This is a genomic window from Collinsella sp. 1033st1_E11_1033SCRN_220408 (assembly GCF_039062465.1).
GTDB lineage: Bacteria > Actinomycetota > Coriobacteriia > Coriobacteriales > Atopobiaceae > Parolsenella.
Genome location: NZ_JBCLNF010000006.1, coordinates 1 through 17,819 on the forward strand (window position 1 = coordinate 1; position 17,819 = coordinate 17,819).

Consider the following 17,819-nt stretch of genomic DNA (forward strand, 5'->3'; position numbering starts at 1 on the left):
CGCACAGCGCGTGCGGGGGCCTGCCTCCGATGTCACGCATACTCGGTGTAAACAACGTCATGGCACATAACAGCTAGGCAGGTGCCGCCGAGCGGGCGGGCCGGGCGCCGCCGAGCGGGCTAGATGCGACTGACGAGTTCGGAGGCGTCCTTGCGCGTGGGGTGGAGCGGGCCGGGCTCTGCGTCATCGGCGGGGTAGCCGATGGGGAAGAGGGCGACCATGTCATAGTCGGCCGTCTCCGGGAAGGCCTCGGCGAAGGCGTTCGTGTCGAAGGCGCCCACCCACGTGGTGCCGAGGCCCAGGTCCTGTGCCACGAGCATGACGTGCGTAGCAACGATGGCTGCGTCGACGTCGGCGAACGCGCGGCCGTCAGACTTGCGGACCCAGCCGTCCTCTGCCTTGGCGCCGATGGCGATGGCCGTGTGCGCGCCGAACACGAAGCGCGTGCAGCCGCCGAGGCGCTCGATGGCCTCTGGGCTCTCGATGACCCAGGCGTGCCAGGGTTGCTTGTTGCATGCGGTGGGAGCGCAGATGGCGGCCTCTAGCAGGGCGTTGATCTTCTCGGCCTCGACCGGGGCGTCAGAGAGCTTGCGACAGGAGTAGCGCTCGTGGGCGAGCGTAAGGAAGTCTTGCATGGCGGGTCCCTTCTCTGGCGTGCGGCGCCGCTCGGGCGCCTATTCGTTCTTGGCTCGATGCTACCCAATCTTGGGCGCTTGCGTTTGGCGCGCCCTCGAGGCTGCGACGCGCGCCCGTGGCGCGTGCCGCGTGCGGCTCGTCTCGGCGCGACGGGCGACGCGGGCTCAGCGGGCGGTGCGGGCTACGGCGCGAGCAGCTCGCGGCTGGTGCGGGCGATGGCGTCGCGGACGTCCTCGCCCCGCAGCTCGCAGAGGGTGTCGAGTGTGGCGCGCAGCCGCCGCGCGTGCTCGGCTGGCGAGACGACGAGGGGATGTCCCGGCTCGGCGGGAAGGTCGGTCTCGAGGAGTAGCTGGCCTGTCGGAATCTGGCGCGCGTAGGCGCGGCCACGGCGCGTTGCGAGCATGAACTCGTTGACGGAGAAGAAGCAGCCCATCTGGCGCGCGCGGACCAGCTCGTCGCCAGAGCCCGAGAACCAATGAAGAATCGGCGTGCTCGTCTCGTGCGTCTTGTGCCGCTCGAGTGCGTCGAGCAAGGTGGTCGCAGATGCGACGGCGTGAAGCGAGAGCACATGGCGGGAGCCGGCGCAAGCGTCGAGCAGGATGTCGAGCGCTTCGACCTGCGTGCGCGCGCAAGCGTCCCTTCCGTGGGAGAAGTCGAGGCCTATCTCGGCGACGTGGGTGCACTCGGCGGCGATTTCGGCGGCTTGCCGTATGTCCGCCTCGGTGCAGCGGCCGTCCGCGAGCCACCAGGGATGGAGGCCCACGCCTAGACGGAACGCGTCTGTTACCTGGTGTTTATTTGAAAGCATGGCGTACTCGTCAGGCGTCACGGTGGCGCAAACGCCGCTTACGCCCAGGCGCGACAGCTCTGTGGCCGCTTCGCCGGGGTTCTCATAAAAGCCGAGGTGGCAGTGCATGTCGAAGATATCGGCCGCCATTGCGCCTACTCCGTCTCAGAGACGATGCCGCCGGCTATCGTGGCGGCTGCGTCAGTCGCGGACACGGTCTTGGTTTCGCGGGCGATGACGCCGGCGCCACTCTCCTTGTCCCAGCGCCACGGCTCGTAGCCGATTAGCGCCCGTATGACGCGACCCGCCACCATCTGCCCCATGATCGGGGGCATGTAGCTTGCCGTTCCCAGGTTGGAGAGGCCGCCATGCGAGGAGCCGGCCACGACGCTCGGGCGCACCGGGCCTTCGGAGGAGTAGAGGACCTCGAGGTGGGGGATGCCGCGCCTGCCACACTCTTTGCGAATCGTGCGGGACATGCGGCAGCCATGGGTCTTCCTGATGTCGCAGATCTCGAGCAACTCAGGATTGAGCCTGTTCGCGGCACCCATGCTGCTGATCAGCGGAATGTTGGCGTCCCAGCACAGCTTCGCGAGCACGAGCTTTTGCGTCATCGTGTCGATGGCGTCAACCACATAGTCGATGCGTCCACGACCAACCACGCGGCCTTCCTCGTCCACCTCGGCGCCTGCCCAGGCGAGCACCTCCGACACGTTGTCCCTGTCGATGAAGGTCTTGAGCGTCTCCACGTGGCACTGGGGGTTGATCTGGGCCACCATCTCGCGCATGACGGCCGTCTTGTCTCGGCCGATCGTGCCCTCGAAGGCAAGGGCCTGTCGGTTGAGGTTGCTGCGGTCGACGATGTCGCGGTCCACGAGGTAAAGCTCGCCCACGGTTGAGCGTGCGAGCGCTTCCACGCAGCTAGAGCCCACTCCGCCGAGCCCGAATACGAGCACGCGCGAGCCGGCGAGGGCGTCGAGCCCGGTTTGGGTGTAGATGGGACGAAGCCTCGTCGTGATGTCGGCGTCCGCACTGCTTTTGGTGGTGGCGTGTCCCGTCATCTGCTCATTGTGGGTCTCGCTCACGTAGGGCCTCCAGTCGGTTAAAGTCATAGTCCTGGGACATGATGCCACGGTAGCATGTGGACGAGCGGGACGTCCGCCTCGCCCGCGCTCGGGTGGTGGTTACGAGAAGGGATGCGCATGCGTCAGGGCTTTGATAACGACAAGTACATCGAACTACAGGCTTCGCGCATTCGCGAGCGCATCAACCAGTTTGGCGGCAAGCTCTACCTCGAGTTTGGCGGCAAGCTGTTCGACGACTACCACGCGAGCCGCGTGCTTCCCGGCTTCGAGCCCGATTCCAAGTTCCGCATGCTCAAGAGCCTCTCGTCTGAGGCCGAGGTCATCATCGCGATCAACGCCAATCACATCGAGAAGAACAAGGCGAGGGGAGACCTCGGCATCACCTATGACGAGGACGCGCTGCGCCTCGTTGACCTGTTCCGCGGCCAGGGCTTTTCCGTCGCGGGCGTGGTCATCACGCAGTATGCCGGCCAGCCTGCCGCCGATGCCTTCCGTCGTCGTCTCGATTCCCTCGGCATCACCTGCAAGCTGCACTATCCCATCGACGGCTATCCCCACAACGTCGACCTCATCGTCTCCGACGAGGGCTATGGCAGGAACGAGTTCGTCGAGACCTCGCGCCCGCTCGTCGTGGTGACGGCGCCCGGCCCGGGCTCTGGCAAGCTCGCGACCTGCCTCTCGCAGATCTATCACGAGCACAAGCGCGGCATCGAAGCCGGCTATGCGAAGTTCGAGACGTTCCCCGTGTGGAACCTGCCGCTCACGCACCCCGTGAACATCGCCTACGAGGCTGCCACGGCTGACCTCGACGACGCCAACATCATCGACCCCTTCCATCTCGAGGCCTACGGCGAGATGACGGTCAACTACAACCGCGACGTCGACGCCTTCCCCGTGGTGCGCGCCTTGATGGAGAGGATCCTGGGCGAGAGCCCCTACCAGAGCCCGACGGACATGGGTGTCAACATGGTGGGCTTTGCCATCACTGACGATGACGCCTGCCGCGACGCGAGCCGCATGGAGATCGTGCGCCGCTATTTCCAGGCCGCCGTTCAGCTCAAGCGCACCGGTGCCGGCGCTGACCAGGTCGAGCGACTCGAGCGCATCATGAAGAAGGCGGGCGTCGACAAGAACTACTCGCCGGCGCGCTCTGCCGCCCTCACGCGTGAGCGTGTCACGGGCGGCCCCGCGGGTGCGATGGTCATGCCGGACGCCTCGGTCATCACGGGCAAGACTTCCACGCGCCTGGGCTGCGCGAGCTCTCTGCTTATGAACGCCCTCAAGGCGATCGCCGGCGTCGATCTCGAGCTCGAGGTCATTTCCGATTCCGCGATCGAGCCCATCAGCCGTCTCAAGACGCACTACCTCGGCTCGAAGAACCCGCGTCTGCACCCGGACGAAACGCTGATGGCTCTTTCCATCACGTCTGCGACGAGCGAGGTCGCCGAGAAGGTCCTCGGCGCGCTCGACGAGCTGCGTGGCTGCGACGCCTTCTTCTCCGTCATCATCTCGACGGAGGACGAGCAGTTCCTCCGTCGTCTGGGCCTTAATGTCTGCTGCGAGCCCAAGTACGAGCGCTCCGGCATCTAGCGGGCCGGGCGCGGCGTCTGGCGGCCGGGCGCGGCGCTCTGACTTCTGGCGAGCGTTGTGCTGGCGGGAGCTGGCGTCGCGTTAGGTTGCCGACGGAGCCTTGCCGGGCGCTGCCTCGCTTTTTGAATGCCGTGTGATTCGGGCGGCGTCGGTTATCGTGCCGGCGCCGCCTTTTGCGTTGCGCGTGCCGTGCGGCGTGTGCTGGCACCGTGCGTTCTGATCCCCGTTTAAAGGTGCCGATAGTTGCATGGGGTGCGCTTGTAATTCGTGGCGACATGTTGCATCTCTATTAACGTGAAGTTCGTCGATATTTAGGTATATTTCCGGTGCTAGGATGAAAGCCCGTAGATACGTGTTTGTCGGCACTTTTTACGGGAGGATCATCGAATGACAAAGCACATCTTTGTGACCGGAGGCGTTGTCTCTTCGCTGGGCAAGGGCATCACTGCCGCCTCGCTCGGTCGCCTGCTTAAGGCTCGTGGCTACAAGGTCATGATGCAGAAGGCGGATCCCTACCTCAACGTCGATCCGGGCACGATGAGCCCCTTCCAGCACGGTGAGGTCTTTGTCACCGAGGACGGCTACGAGTCTGACCTCGACCTCGGCCACTATGAGCGTTTCATCGATGAGAACCTAACGCGCAACTCCAACTTCACTACCGGTGCCATTTACCAGAGCCTCATCGCCCGCGAGAGGCGCGGCGACTTCCTCGGCGGTACCGTTCAGGTCATCCCGCACGTGACCAATGCCATCAAGGAGCGCTTCCGTCGCGTCGAGGAGCAGAGTGGCGCCGATGTTGTGATCACCGAGCTCGGTGGCACCATCGGCGACATCGAGGGCCAGGCGTTCGTCGAGGCCATCCGCCAGTTCCGCAAGGAGAAGGGCGCTGCTGACTGCTGCCTCATCCATGTGAGCCTCGTGCCTTACATCGCCGCCGCTCACGAGGTTAAGACGAAGCCGACACAGCACTCTGTCCGTGAGCTTCGCTCCATGGGCATCCAGCCTGACTTCATCATGTGCCGCTCCGACCACGAGGTCGACGAGTCCATCCGTGCCAAGATTGCGAGTTTCTGCGACGTCGAGGCGGATTGCGTCTTCGAGAACTCCGATTGCCCCTCCATCTACGACGTGCCGAAGCACCTCGCTGACCAGGGCTTTGACGTGAAGGTCTGCGAGAGGCTCGGCCTCGATCCCAGGACGTGCGACATGAGCGAGTGGTACGGCTTCACGACGCGCATGCACGAGGCGAACGCGAAGGCCGACACGACGCGCATCGCCGTGGTGGGCAAGTACACGCAGCTGCCCGATGCCTACCTCTCCGTCATCGAGGCGCTCCACCACTCCGGCGTCTACTATGGCCGCCACGTCAAGATCGACCTCATTGATGGCGAGAACCTCGGCGAGGATGACGTCGAGGAGGTCCTCGGCGACGCCGACGGCATCCTGGTGCCGGGCGGCTTTGGCATCCGTGGCCTCGAGGGCAAGATCCTGGCGGCGCATCGCGCTCGCACCAAGAAGGTCCCGTTCCTCGGCATTTGCCTGGGTATGCAGGTGGCTGTTTGCGAGTACGCGCGCAACGTCGCCGGTATGCCGGGCGCTAGCTCGACCGAGTTCCTCCCCGACTGCGAGTATCCCGTGATTGACATCATGCCTGATCAGCAGGATGTCACGTCCAAGGGTGGCACCATGCGCCTGGGTGCCTATCCGTGCAAGGTTGCCGAGGGCTCGCTTGCCCGAGAGGCGTATGGCGAGGAGCTCATCTACGAGCGTCACCGTCACCGCTTCGAGGTCAACAACTCGTACCGCGACAAGCTTCGCGAGGCCGGTCTCACCTTCTCCGGCGTCTCTCCGGACGACCGCCTCGTCGAGATGGTCGAGCTTCCCGAGGACGTGCACCCGTGGTTCGTGGCCGCCCAGTTCCACCCGGAGTTCAAGAGCCGTCCGACTCGTCCTCAGCCGCTGTTCCGCGAGTTCGTTCGCGCGGCAATCGCCAAGCACGAGGGCATCGACCGCCACGAAGTCAACGCGGGGGAGTAGGGGAGCGTCTGGTGGTGTCTGGTTTCCTGACGCCCGTGGCCTCTGCGCGCCGGCGGAGAGCGGGTCGCCGTCTGACGTCATCAGGCCTTTGTCTACACCGTCGCGATGTGCCTGTCGTCTGGCGATTTGACGCGCTGGGCTGGTAAGCTGACATAACACCTCGTTTACTTGTTACCATCTTGGTCGCCTCACGTTTTTTTGCGTGGGGCGGCCGTTGTTCTTTCGGGCGTGTCCGATTTGGTTTGAAGGGTGAGCGACGTTGGATCTGTCTCGAGCTCTCAGGGAGTACCTCAACTACGTCTCGGTCGAGCGCGGCTGCTCACGCAACACCGTCTTGGCCTATGGTCGAGACCTGCGCAACTACATCGCCGGTCTCAAGCGCGCGGGCGTTACCCTGCCTGACCAGATCACCCGCGAACGCATCGAGGCCCACATTCAGCACCTGCGCGAGAGCGGCCTTGCCATCTCGAGCGTCGAGCGCGCGGTGTCAGCTATCAAGGGCTTTCACCGTTTCATGGTGTCCGAGCGTATAACCGTGGCTCACCCCGCCGCTGATCTGCCGCTTCCCAAGAAGCCTGACCGCCTGCCTGATGTTATCAGCCGTGACCAGGCCGCTTCCCTTCTCGACCAGCCCTTCCCGGAGACCCCGGCGGGGCAGCGCGACCATGCGATCGTCGAGGTCCTCTACGGCTGCGGCTTGCGCGTCTCTGAGCTTTGCGGCCTTGACCTGCGCCGCGTCCTTCTCGACGAGCAGGTTCTGCGCGTCGTGGGTAAGGGCGACAAGGAGCGTATCGTGCCCATCGTGGGTACGGCTGCGGAGGTTCTTGGCGACTATCTCGAGAACTGGCGCCCGCAGCTCGTGAACCCCCGCGTGTCGACGCCTGCCGTGTTTCTCAACAACCGAGGTCGTCGACTCTCGCGCCAGAGCGTGCACTCGCTTGTGGCGAGGGCCGGCGGCGTCGTGGGCATCGAGGGACTGCATCCGCATACGCTTCGTCACAGCTTTGCCACCCACATGCTCGAGGGAGGGGCGGATCTGCGCATCGTCCAGGAACTCCTCGGCCATGCCGACATCTCGACCACTCAGCTTTACACGCACCTTGACCGCAGCCACATCCGCGAGGTCTATCTGGGAGCTCACCCCCGAGCCAACGCGTAGGGGCGGGGCGGTTTTCATCCGTCTGGCGGTAACCGCTGGGCGGTGGGACCGCATGTCTACTTGGCGAATCGAGAATCAGGTCCATACTTTTCGGCCGAGTTGGCCTAGCGCCGCACAAAAAGGTCGCTAAGTAGGGGCCTAATCCTCGGATGATCGAGTAGACGCCTTATTCTCGCGACAAAACCCCAGTTGGCGAGGAGACGTTTCGCTTGTCTACTCGTCGGATTCCGGAATGGCCCCCTACTTGGCGCATCTTTTGACGGCGGGGGCGCGGAAGGGAAGCCGGGACGCGGAAAGCGGCTGGGAGAGGCGCGGAAGGGCTGCCGGGGGCACGGAAGGGCTGTCGGAGGAGGGACGCGAAAGGGCACTTGGCGTATGAAAGTGTCTCTTCTCCGTTGTGGTCTCGAAGTCTCCAAACCGCAGCGTCCCTGTGTTCGAGTTTGAGCCAATAGCATGCATTTTGATGTCCGTGCGATACCTTCTGCCGGTGTACGGATGCCGCTCGTCCGGTCGCCACTTGACAAGCATTGTCAAAGACACCTCGTTTACCTGCACCTTCACAGCTTCGTCAAACGTTTGCCCTGCGCACTTGCGCCCGCCTAGCGATTGCAAATCCGTGCGCCCCAAGTTCCTGTATGCAAACGGACGTTCGCCACTATCCGTGGTGATGGCGTTCCTCGAACGAATGTCGATAAGTCATTCGTAGTGCCGTTTAGGGGGAAATAGTCAGATTTAGGCTTGCCCAGGCGTGCTCAGGCGGTAATATTCTGGCTAGCGCAAACGCACGCGGATGACTCAGACCGGGACGCCGGTCGCGAAGCCGGAGGGGAGCTGAATATGTACCTGACTGGGTCGAAGACCGTTTCTGTCGACGCCCAGGGGCGCATTACGCTTCCAGCCGAGTATCGCGATGAGTTCAAGGAAGAGTCTGGCAACAAGGTCTGCCTCATCCTCGTGAAGGACGCGCTATGGGGCTTCACCCCGGAGGGCCACAGGGAATGGGTGATGAGTCACTTCAAGGAGGGCTTCAACGCCAACTCCAAGAAGGACAATCTCCGTCGCCTGAGGCTCAACTCCAGCACCGTCACGGTGGAGATTGACAAGAGCGGGCGTCTTCCGCTCAACAAGGTCCCCGCTGCCGTGCAGGAGAAGCTTGGACTTGGCAAGGACGCTGTCGTCGTCGGCGACGCGGATCACTTCGCCGTGTACAACACGGAGAAGTGGGCCGAGCAGCTCGCCGCTCTGATGGAGGATGACGATGACATGTTCTTCGACGAGGACTAGCGAGGTGGAGAAGTTGACAGCAGAATATCGGCATGTACCCGTGATGCTGGAGGAGGTCCTGCGAGAGCTGGACCCCAAGCCGGGAGACATCGTCTGCGATTGCACGCTTGGCGGTGCCGGCCACACGGTCGAGCTCGCTCGTCGTGTCGCCCCCAACGGCCTGTCCCTAGGCATCGACCAGGATGACATGGCGCTTGCCGCCGCTTCCGCGCGTTTCGAGCGCGAGGTCCCGGAGGGCCAGCACCAGTTCCTCAAGGGCAACTTCGGCGATCTCGACGATCTTCTCGTCAAGGCTCAAGTCCCTGGAGTCGACTGCTTCCTGTTCGATCTTGGCGTTTCGTCTCCACAGCTCGACTTACCCGAGAGGGGCTTTTCCTACAACGAGGATGCGCCCCTCGATATGCGGATGGATCCGGGAAAACACACCCAAACCGCAGCTGAGGTCATAAACACCTACACCGAAGCCGACCTCGCCCGGATTCTTTCCGTTTACGGAGACGAGCGTTTCGCCTCCCGTATCGCCCGCGAGGTGTGTCGTCGCAGGGAGAAAGCTCCCATCGAGACCACCTTCGAGCTGGTCGACGCCATCAAGGCCGCCATCCCGGCAGCCGCGCGTCGCCACGGCGGACATCCCGCCCGTAAGTCCTTCCAGGCCCTCAGGCTCGAGGTGAACCACGAGCTTGAAGTCCTGGAGCGAGGCCTTGAGGCGGCGATTCGCTGGGCAAACCCCGGTGGCCGCATCTGCGTCATCAGCTATCACTCCCTGGAGGATCGCATCGTCAAGCACCTGTTTGGCGTCTACTCCCAGGGTTGCACCTGCCCGCCGGATTTCCCGGTGTGCGTGTGCGGACACGTGCCGATCATTCGCGTCAAGACTCGCAAGCCACTCGTGGCAAGCGAGGAGGAGCTCGAGCGCAATCCCCGCGCCCGCAGCGCCAAGACGCGCGTCGCGGTGAAGCTCTAGGGCTCTGCCGATACGCGCCGAGAAGGCAACGCCGGCCGCGAGGCCGTCTTGCATAGCACGACGCACAAACGACGCACCACCGAAGCACGAACACACTACAACGCACTTAAACGCAGCCTAATCGCACCACCAACGAAGAATAGGGTGCCAATCCGCCCCGCGAAAGCGGGGCGGGCGCACCTGTCACCACTCTCACAGCACAAGGATGATTCGCAATGACGTACATGGGTACCGAGGCATATGACCTCGACGCCTCGAGGGGGGCGTTCGCTCCGCAGGGGGCTCGCTCTTTCGAGACGATCGAAGGCGCTGGCCTCGATGCCCGAGAGCGCGCTGGCGTCTCAAGGCAGGTTCTCTCCACCCTCAAGGTCCTCGCGGCTGTCGCGGTGATCTTCATGGTGCTCTCTGCCGCGCGCGTCGGCGTCTTCACGTACGCTGCGACCATCCTCTCCCAGAATTCCACGATGAGAAGCGAGCTCAAGGAGGCCCGCTCCCTCCAGGATGACCTCCGAGTCCAGCGCTCCGTCCTCTCGAGCGCCTCGCGCATCGACCGCATCGCCACCCAGAGCTACGGCATGGTCCTCGCGGGCGACTCCGTCAAGCTCGCCGTCGGCGATGCCGAGGCGGCCGCCGCTGCCGAGGCAGAGGCCGAGAACTCTGCCAGCGCAGATGCCCAGGAGACCAGCGCCAGCACCGCCGCCTCTCCGGAGGAGGTCGCCTCCCAGCTCAAACAGGCCAACATCACCCAGGGCGACGGTTCCACGGCCGGCGCGAATGCAGTCGATGTGGACTCCATCGCATAACGCGCCCGCCAGGGTTTGTTTCGCGTAGACTGGTGAGCCATGACAACGAGAGGTAACAGAAACGATCGAGGCGCGGGTGCCCGAAGGGGGCGTCCCGCGTCTTCTTATGAAGAGGCGCGCCGCGCGCGCTCTGGTGGTAGGGGCTCGAATTCGAACACCCCCCTCCCGAGGCTCGCCATGGTGCTATTCGCCCTCGTCGTGGCGAGACTCCTGTGGCTGCAGGTCATCGATGCCCCTAACCTCTCGGCGAAGGCTCAGAGCCTGCACACGACCAACGTCACGCTGACGGCCAAGCGCGGCACCATCTATGACCGCAATGGCAACGTCCTCGCCACGAGCGTCGAGTGCCGCACCATCTACTGCAATCCCAAAGAGGTTACGAACAAGCCTACGTGTGCCCAGGAGCTTGCGAACGCCCTTGGCGGTTCGGCGGATGATTACCTGTCGACGCTCTCCCAGGACACCACCTTCGCCTATGTGCAGCGCAAGATCGACACCGATGTGGCCGAGGATCTCCTCTCCAGGCTCTCTGAGGATGGCATCACCGGCGTCTACGCCCTCACGGACGTGAAGCGCGTCTATCCGTACGGTGCCGTTGGCGGTCAGGTTCTTGGCTTCGTCGACACGGACGGCAACGGCATCACGGGCCTCGAGCTCCAGTACGACGATGTCCTCAAGGGCACGGACGGCGAGATGCTCATGGAGCGCGGCCGCGATGGCAAACCGGTCGCCGGCGGCGCTTCCCAGATCCATGAGGCGACGGACGGCCAGGACATCATCATCTCCCTCGATATCAACATCCAGCAGGTTGCCGAGACCCAGCTCGCCCAGGCAGTCGAGGACGTGAAGGGCGAGTCGGGCAACGCCATGGTGACAGACCCGAAGACGGGCGAAATCCTCGCTGCCTGCTCCACGCCGTTCGCGGACCTCACCGATCCTTCGAGCATCACCAACGAGGGCCTCAAGCTCTCGAGCGTCTCGGACTCCTACGAGCCCGGCTCGACGATGAAGGTTCTCACGATGGCGATCGGCTATGACACCGGCACCATCACTAAGAACTCGACCTTCTCCGTCCCGCCCACGGTCAAGGTCGGAGACGACGAGGTCAACGACGCGGACGACCGCGACTACACCATGGACATGACCCCCACCGAGATCATGCGCCGCTCCTCCAACACGGGTGCGGCCCTCGTGGGCATGGCCATCGGCGCGGACAACTTCAGCGCGGGCCTCGCCAAGTTCGGCATCGGTCAGAAGACCGGCATCGACTTCCCCGGCGAGGCGGACGGCATCGTGCCCTCACGTGACCAGTACACCGGTGCTACGACGGGCGCGGCGGCGTTCGGCCAGGGCATCGCCTTCCCGAGCGTGCAGCTTGTACGTGCGGTCGGCGCGGTCGCCAACGGCGGCACGATGATGACGCCGCACTTCCTCGTCCAGAAGGGCGCCGAGACGGTCGACTGGGGAGAGGGCGAGCGGGTCATCTCCGAGCAAACCGCCGAGAGCGTCGTGGGCGACATGCGCGCCGTCGTGCAGGATGACGGTACCGGCAGGAAGGCCAACATCGCGGGCTACGATGTCGTCGGCAAGACCGGCACGGGCGAGCAGGCCTCGAGCGAGGGCGGCTATGTCGAGAACCGCTTCATGAGCTCGTTCATCGGCTTCGCCAACGGTAACGACGCCTCGGTCCTGTGCTACGTGGGCATCAACGGCACTTCGTATCACGGAAGCGCCGCGGCCGTCCCGTCGTTTGTCGCTATCATGAATGAGGCCCTGACCGACCTGAACGTCCCCAAGGCATAACGTAACCACCGACTGGAGAGATCGCATGATCGAATGCACTGCGAATGACGTCTGCGCGGCCACCGGGGCCACGCTTGTCTGCGGCACGGGCGAGGAGACCCTCGTCGGCGTCGCCATCGACTCCCGACGCGTCGGCGAGCGTGGACTGTTCGTCGCGTTCCCCGGCGAGAACGTTGACGGAAACGACTACGTCGCCAACGCCATCGCTGCCGGTGCCGGCGTCGTCGCCGTTACGCGCGCGGTCTCTCCCGAGGTCGAGCACGCCGCGCTCGAGGCCGGCTGCGCCATCGTCCGCGTCGCCGATGACGACGGCACGGAGTTCATGCTCCGTCTTGCCGAGTGGTGGCGCGCGCGGCAGGACTGGTGCGTCGTTGGCGTGACGGGCTCTGTCGGCAAGACCACCACCAAGGAGATGCTCGCGGCCGCCCTCGGCGCCAAGTACGAGGTTCACGCCACCGCCGGTAACTTCAACAACCTGATTGGCGTGCCCATCACGCTGCTCGAGGCTCCCACCTCGGCGCAGGTCCTCGTCGTCGAGATGGGCATGAACCACCCCGGCGAGATCGATCGCCTCGCAAAGTGCGCGCGCCCGCGCGTCGCTGTGATCACGAACGTCGGGACCAGCCACATCGGCCTGCTTGGTTCTCGCGAGAACATCGCCCGCGCCAAGGGCGAGATCGTGGCGCCCCTGGCTGTCGCCCCGGCGAGCACCGTCGCTCCCGAGCCGCGCCTGTTCATGTGCGCGGACGGCGACTACACGCCCTTCATCGCGCGCGAGTTCGCCGATGCGGCAGGTATCCCCGTCACGCTCGTGGGCACGGCGGAGGGCTGCTTCGCTGGCGCCGCCAACGTCACGCTCGATGACGAGGCGCACCCGAGCTTTGACCTCTCGATCGCTGGCGAGGCTGAGACCCGCCGCGTCACGCTCTCCCTCACGGGCTCGCAGGTCGTGCCTGACTTCCTGCTTGCGCTCTCCGTTGCCTGCCACATGGGCGTCGATGCGGACGCCGCCGTCTGTGCGCTCTCGTCGCTCGCGCCTGCGCACATGCGCCAGGAGGTCGTCCGTGCCGCATGTGGCTGCCGCATCATCGATGACTCCTACAACGCCGCGCCCGACTCCGTCGCCGCGGCCCTGAACGCCCTCTGCAGCATGAAGGTGGAGGAGGGCGGCCGCCGCATCGCCGTGCTCGGCGAGATCGGCGAACTCGGTGACGAGGAGGAGCGCCTCCACGAGCTCGTGGGTGCCTATGCCGCCGCGAAGCCGCTCGACATGCTCGTCATCGTCGGCACGGACCGCGCGGACCACATGGAGTCCGCCGCGAGGCTCATGGGCTTCTCCGAGGACAAGATCGTTCGCGTCGATGACGTCCATGCGCTCACGAGCGTCATGCCGGGCGTGCTCGCGCCCGAAGACCTCGTTCTCGTCAAGGCGTCTCGCGCGGCTATGCTCGACGTATTCGTGAAGGCGGTGACGGCGTAAGTGCTGACCAATCTTCTCGTTGGGTCCCAGTACCCGACCTACCAGGTGTTTGTGTCCTTCTTCGTCTCGTGTCTCATCACGGCGCTCCTTATGCCGCCGTTCATCCGCCTTATGCGTAAGGACGGCATCGGCCAGCAAGTTCGTGCGGACGGTCCGCAGACGCACCTCGTGAAGCAGGGCACGCCCACGATGGGCGGCGTGATCATCCTCGCCGGCATGATCCTCACGACCGTGCTCTTCGCGCGCTGGACGCCCGACCTCATCCTCTGCGTCGCCGCCACGATCGCGACGGGCCTCCTCGGTCTGCTCGACGACGTCGAGTCCGTGAGTCACGGGCGCTCGCTTGGTCTCACCCCGTCGCAGAAGATGCTCGGCCTCATTGTCATCTCTGTGTCCTTCTGCCTGCTCGCCGTCAACTGGGTGGGCGTCCCCCCGACGATTACCTTCCCGGGTGGCTTCACGCTCGACCTGGGCGTGCTTGGCTTCAGCATCGGCGGCGTCAGCGTGCCCTGGCTCTATCTGATCTTCGTGTTCCTGCTGCTTGCGGGCCTCTCCAACGCCGTTAACCTCACCGATGGCCTCGATGGCCTTGCGGGCGGCACCGTCATGGTCGTCATGCTCGCCATGTCGATGGTCGCCTTCTCCTACGATGAGATCAACCTCTCCGTGTTCGCTGCGGCGAGCGCCGGCGCGTGCGTGGGATTCCTCTGGCACAACTGCTATCCCGCGGCCATCTTCATGGGTGACACGGGCTCGCTTGCGCTGGGCGCGGGCTTTGCGGCCCTTGCGGTCCTCACGAAGACTGAGGTGACCTCGCTTGTCATGGGCGGCCTCTTTATTTGCGAGGCTCTCTCCGTGATGCTTCAGGTAATCAGCTTCAAGACCACCGGCAAGCGCATCTTCCTGATGGCGCCGCTGCACCACCACTTCGAGAAGAAGGGCTGGAGCGAGACAAAGGTGGTCATTCGCTTCTGGATCGTGAGCGCCATGTTCGCCGCGGTGGGCTTCGCGCTCTACTTCCAGCTTCGCTAACGACGGGCCGCCCTCGGGCGGCCTTCTCGCATCTGCTCGTGCCCGCGACGCACAACAAGCCGTGCGTGCGGTGTGGTCGCACGAATGGCACGGCCCTGCGAGTTGCCGAGGCGCTGACGCCATGGCAGCGGGCAGGGACACGCCACACACTGAAATGACGAGCCAAAGGGGGCTTTCACATGACTGACGGCAAACTTGGGGACGTCTGCGTCCTTGGCCTTGGCAAGACGGGAGAGGCCGTTGCCGAGTACCTTCTCGCCCAGCGCGATGATGGCAGGGTGAGTTCCGTGACCGTGGTGGGCGGCGCCAAGAGCGCCCCGTCTGACGAGTCGCTCGCCCTCGAGCATGAGGGTGCGAAGGTCGTCTACGGCACCGAGGACGTCGAGGGCGGCTTCGACCTCGCGATCGCCTCCCCGGGCATCTCCGAGTTCAGCGACTTCTACGCGAGTGGTAAGGCCGCCTCCAAGGAGATCATCGGCGAGCCCGAGCTTGCCTGGCGCGAGAGCCCCGAGCGTTGGGTTGGCATCACCGGCACCAACGGCAAGACTACGACGACCACCCTCGCCCGTGACCTCCTTCGCGCGGGTGGCCTTGCCGCCGAGGCGGTTGGCAACATCGGAACGATGGCCATTGGCGAGGTCGCCAGGCGCGCTCCCGGCGAGTGGCTCGTGGCCGAGCTCTCGAGCTTCCAGCTTGCGGGAACGGTCGAGCTACATCCCCACGTGGGCGTGCTGCTCAACGTCACGCCTGACCACCTCTATTGGCATAAGACCATGGAGAACTACGCCGCCGCCAAGGAGCGCCTCTTCCGGAACATGGATGCCGGCGATCTCGCTGTCATCTCCGATGGAGACTCCTGGTGTCGTGACATCGCCGCGCGCTGCGAGGCGCGTGGCCTGCGCGTCTGCCATCTGCTTGCCGCGGGCGAGACTCCCGAGGCCACGACTGCGAACGCCGCGTGGGAGCGTACCGACGGCATGCTCGTCGTGCGCCTTGATGGCCGCGACGTCGAGCTCGTGAACAAGGGCGAGCTCTCGATTGCCGGTGAGCACAACGTCGAGAACGCGCTCGCCGCCTCTGCGCTCGCGCTTGCGTGCGGCGTTGACGCCGTCGACGTCCGCGCCGGGCTTCTCGCCTTCAGTCCGCTCGAGCATCGCATCGAGCCGTGCGGCGAGCTTGCCGGCGTGCGCTTCGTGAACGACTCAAAGGCTACGAACACCGATGCGGTCTCCAAGGCGCTCACCGCCTTCGAGCCCGGCCACGTCGTCATTCTCCTTGGTGGACACGACAAGGGCACGGACCTTTCCGAGATGGCCGCAGACGTCGCTCGCCACGCCCACGTCGCCGTGTGCTTCGGCGAGGCCGGGGAGCGCATCGCCGAGGCGGTCGAGGCCGCCGGCGGGGCTGTGGTTCGCGCCGAGCACCTCGAGCAGGCGCTCGATGCCGGCATCGAGGCCGCGCGTCCCGGCGACACCGTGCTTCTCTCGCCCGCGTGCTCGTCTTTCGATGAGTTCTCGGGCTTCGAGGAGCGTGGCCGCGCCTTCAAGTCTCTCGTCGCCGATCGCATCGCCAAGGGGAGCAACTAGTGTCTTCACGCGCCAACGCCAGCGTGGCTTCTGCGCGCGGTTCCCGAGCGGGCCGCGAGGAGTCGTCCGCCTCAAACATAGAGCGCAAGATCATGGGCGTGCCCGCCTCGATCATGAAGCCGAGGCTCTTGTTCGTCGCGGCAGTCGTCGCGCTGACGTGCTTCGGACTCGTCATGATCTTCTCGGCCTCCTCGATCGAGGCTCTGTCCGAGCAGGGTGACGCTGCGTATTACCTGAAGCGTCAGCTGCTCTGCATCGGCCTTGGCCTCATACTCGCGTTCTGCACGGGATTCTTCGACTATCACAGTATCTGTTCGAGGCCCGTGCTGCTGTTCCTCTGGGTCGTGACGATGGGCATGCTGGTCGTCGTCTTCGTCGCCGGATCGGGCGCCAACGGAGCGACGCGCTGGCTCAGCGTGGGACCGCTCCGCATCCAGCCCTCGGAGTTCGCCAAGGTGACGGTCTTGTACGCGGCCGCCACGCTTGCCTCGGAGTTCTTTGGCGGCCGCGCGATGTCGTATGGCTCGTTCGCGATCACTGCGGGCGTCGCCCTCGGCGGACCGCTCGGGCTCATCCTCGTCCAGCCAGACAAGGGAACCACGGGCATCATCGTCTTGATGATCGTCTCGCTCGCCTATGCCTCGGGCTTTCGGCGCGACCTGATCGTCAAGGTCCTTGGCGCCCTGTGCGTCATGGCGATGGTCATCGTCCTTTCCGACGACTACTCGCGCCAACGCGTCCTCACGATGCTCAACCCCTGGCTGGACCAATGGGACTCCGGCTACCAGCTCACGCAGGGGTTCATGGCCTTTGGCTCCGGCGGTCTTTTCGGCCGTGGCCTCGGCATGAGCGTCGCCAAGTACTCCTACCTCCCCGAGGCGCACAACGACTTCATCTTCGCCGTCATCGGCGAGGAGCTGGGCCTCGTGGGCACGCTCTTTGTTGTCGCGCTGTTCGTGCTCCTCGCGTATGAGGCCAAGAAGATCGCCGATTCCGCCCCTGACCTCATGGGCCGTCTCATCGTCATCGGGGCGACGACCCTGTTCCTCACGCAGTTCTTCCTGAACGTCTTTGGCGTGCTCGGCTTCTTCCCGCTCTCCGGCAAGCCCCTGCCGTTCCTGAGCTATGGTGGATCCTCGATCATGAGCTGCCTGGCGCTGGCGGGAGCCATCGTGGGCGTCTCGAGGCATTCGAGCCTTCCCGAGACGGAGCACGACCGTCGTCGTAGGCAGATTGGCGTCGTCTCGGATGAGGAGGACACGGGCGTCGGCGAGGCGCACGTGAGGGGCGTCGGATACGCGACGTCTCCCACGAGTAGGCCTAGCTCGCGTGGTTCCGGCTACTCCGGTGCAGGTTCGCGCGCTGCCTCGACGCCGCTTCAGGGCAGGCCCTCGTCGGGCGGTGCCTTCACCGTCGTCGAGGGAGGGGCGGGCAGGGCTGCTGGCCCCCGCCAGAGGATCAACCTCCAGGGCGACGCGCGCTCGCGTCTGCGTTCGGACGATAAGGGTCCCAGGGTCCGCAACAGCCGCGGTGCCTCGGGTGGTTCAAACAGACCAAGGAGAAGGGGATAGCG

At 64.8% G+C, this 17,819-nt stretch carries 14 protein-coding genes; 11 read left to right on the top strand and 3 right to left on the bottom strand.

Annotated features, from left to right (window positions below):
- Nucleotides 1-119 precede the first annotated feature (119 nt).
- The 3 genes from ABCN07_RS05825 to ABCN07_RS05835 all read right to left on the bottom strand — a co-directional run bounded on the left by ABCN07_RS05825 (nucleotide 120) and on the right by ABCN07_RS05835 (nucleotide 2,508).
- Nucleotides 120-635 carry a nitroreductase family protein gene (locus tag ABCN07_RS05825; protein ID WP_343005802.1) on the bottom strand — a complete coding sequence of 172 codons (516 nt, stop codon included), beginning with the start codon at nucleotides 633-635 and terminating at the stop codon, nucleotides 120-122.
- Nucleotides 636-817: 182 nt separating this feature from the next.
- Nucleotides 818-1,573: a TatD family hydrolase gene (locus ABCN07_RS05830; RefSeq protein ID WP_343005803.1), complete on the bottom strand. Its 756-nt coding sequence runs from the start codon at nucleotides 1,571-1,573 to the stop codon at nucleotides 818-820.
- 5 nt (nucleotides 1,574-1,578) lie between these two features.
- Nucleotides 1,579-2,508, bottom strand: a complete 930-nt coding sequence (locus ABCN07_RS05835; protein ID WP_343005804.1) for a tRNA threonylcarbamoyladenosine dehydratase — start codon at nucleotides 2,506-2,508, stop codon at nucleotides 1,579-1,581.
- Between the two features lie 117 nt (nucleotides 2,509-2,625).
- On the opposite strand from ABCN07_RS05835, the gene ABCN07_RS05840 reads away from it, so the two are divergent.
- From ABCN07_RS05840 to ABCN07_RS05890, 11 genes are all read left to right on the top strand, one after another.
- Complete coding sequence (locus tag ABCN07_RS05840) at nucleotides 2,626-4,098, top strand: DUF1846 domain-containing protein (RefSeq protein WP_343005805.1); 1,473 nt, start codon at nucleotides 2,626-2,628, stop codon at nucleotides 4,096-4,098.
- 387 nt (nucleotides 4,099-4,485) lie between these two features.
- Entirely contained in the window at nucleotides 4,486-6,135 is a 1,650-nt protein-coding gene (locus tag ABCN07_RS05845) for a CTP synthase (protein WP_343005806.1), read from the top strand.
- A gap of 259 nt (nucleotides 6,136-6,394) precedes the next feature.
- Nucleotides 6,395-7,294 carry a site-specific tyrosine recombinase XerD gene (locus ABCN07_RS05850; RefSeq protein WP_343005807.1) on the top strand — a complete coding sequence of 300 codons (900 nt, stop codon included), beginning with the start codon at nucleotides 6,395-6,397 and terminating at the stop codon, nucleotides 7,292-7,294.
- Nucleotides 7,295-8,131: 837 nt separating this feature from the next.
- Nucleotides 8,132-8,578 carry an MraZ family transcriptional regulator gene (locus tag ABCN07_RS05855; RefSeq protein WP_293815170.1) on the top strand — a complete coding sequence of 149 codons (447 nt, stop codon included), beginning with the start codon at nucleotides 8,132-8,134 and terminating at the stop codon, nucleotides 8,576-8,578.
- Nucleotides 8,553-9,542 carry a 16S rRNA (cytosine(1402)-N(4))-methyltransferase RsmH gene (gene rsmH, locus ABCN07_RS05860; RefSeq protein WP_293834995.1) on the top strand — a complete coding sequence of 330 codons (990 nt, stop codon included), beginning with the start codon at nucleotides 8,553-8,555 and terminating at the stop codon, nucleotides 9,540-9,542. The genes ABCN07_RS05855 and rsmH overlap by 26 nt, the downstream gene beginning before the upstream one ends.
- A 215-nt stretch (nucleotides 9,543-9,757) precedes the next feature.
- Nucleotides 9,758-10,345, top strand: coding sequence for a hypothetical protein (locus tag ABCN07_RS05865; protein WP_343005808.1), 588 nt, complete (start codon nucleotides 9,758-9,760; stop codon nucleotides 10,343-10,345).
- Nucleotides 10,346-10,522: 177 nt separating this feature from the next.
- Nucleotides 10,523-12,148, top strand: a complete 1,626-nt coding sequence (locus tag ABCN07_RS05870; protein WP_343005809.1) for a penicillin-binding protein 2 — start codon at nucleotides 10,523-10,525, stop codon at nucleotides 12,146-12,148.
- 25 nt (nucleotides 12,149-12,173) lie between these two features.
- Nucleotides 12,174-13,628: a UDP-N-acetylmuramoyl-tripeptide--D-alanyl-D-alanine ligase gene (gene murF / locus ABCN07_RS05875; protein WP_343005810.1), complete on the top strand. Its 1,455-nt coding sequence runs from the start codon at nucleotides 12,174-12,176 to the stop codon at nucleotides 13,626-13,628.
- Nucleotides 13,629-14,660 (top strand): phospho-N-acetylmuramoyl-pentapeptide-transferase, encoded by a 1,032-nt coding sequence (mraY, locus tag ABCN07_RS05880; protein ID WP_343005811.1) that lies wholly within the window; start codon nucleotides 13,629-13,631, stop codon nucleotides 14,658-14,660.
- A gap of 179 nt (nucleotides 14,661-14,839) precedes the next feature.
- Nucleotides 14,840-16,246, top strand: coding sequence for a UDP-N-acetylmuramoyl-L-alanine--D-glutamate ligase (gene murD / locus ABCN07_RS05885; RefSeq protein WP_343005812.1), 1,407 nt, complete (start codon nucleotides 14,840-14,842; stop codon nucleotides 16,244-16,246).
- Complete coding sequence (locus ABCN07_RS05890) at nucleotides 16,246-17,817, top strand: putative peptidoglycan glycosyltransferase FtsW (RefSeq protein WP_343005813.1); 1,572 nt, start codon at nucleotides 16,246-16,248, stop codon at nucleotides 17,815-17,817. Before murD ends, ABCN07_RS05890 begins: the two co-directional genes overlap by 1 nt.
- Nucleotides 17,818-17,819 lie beyond the last annotated feature (2 nt).

Bases quoted from the DNA above. Each gene is read 5' to 3' on its own strand.
- ABCN07_RS05870 (WP_343005809.1), top strand. From the start codon at position 10,523: ATGGTGCTATTCGCCCTCGTCGTGGCGAGACTCCTGTGGCTGCAGGTC.
- ABCN07_RS05830 (WP_343005803.1), bottom strand. From the start codon at position 1,573: ATGGCGGCCGATATCTTCGACATGCACTGCCACCTCGGCTTTTATGAG.
- ABCN07_RS05845 (WP_343005806.1), top strand. From the start codon at position 4,486: ATGACAAAGCACATCTTTGTGACCGGAGGCGTTGTCTCTTCGCTGGGC.
- murF (WP_343005810.1), top strand. From the start codon at position 12,174: ATGATCGAATGCACTGCGAATGACGTCTGCGCGGCCACCGGGGCCACG.
- ABCN07_RS05865 (WP_343005808.1), top strand. From the start codon at position 9,758: ATGACGTACATGGGTACCGAGGCATATGACCTCGACGCCTCGAGGGGG.
- ABCN07_RS05840 (WP_343005805.1), top strand. From the start codon at position 2,626: ATGCGTCAGGGCTTTGATAACGACAAGTACATCGAACTACAGGCTTCG.
- murD (WP_343005812.1), top strand. From the start codon at position 14,840: ATGACTGACGGCAAACTTGGGGACGTCTGCGTCCTTGGCCTTGGCAAG.
- ABCN07_RS05855 (WP_293815170.1), top strand. From the start codon at position 8,132: ATGTACCTGACTGGGTCGAAGACCGTTTCTGTCGACGCCCAGGGGCGC.
- rsmH (WP_293834995.1), top strand. From the start codon at position 8,553: ATGACATGTTCTTCGACGAGGACTAGCGAGGTGGAGAAGTTGACAGCA.
- ABCN07_RS05825 (WP_343005802.1), bottom strand. From the start codon at position 635: ATGCAAGACTTCCTTACGCTCGCCCACGAGCGCTACTCCTGTCGCAAG.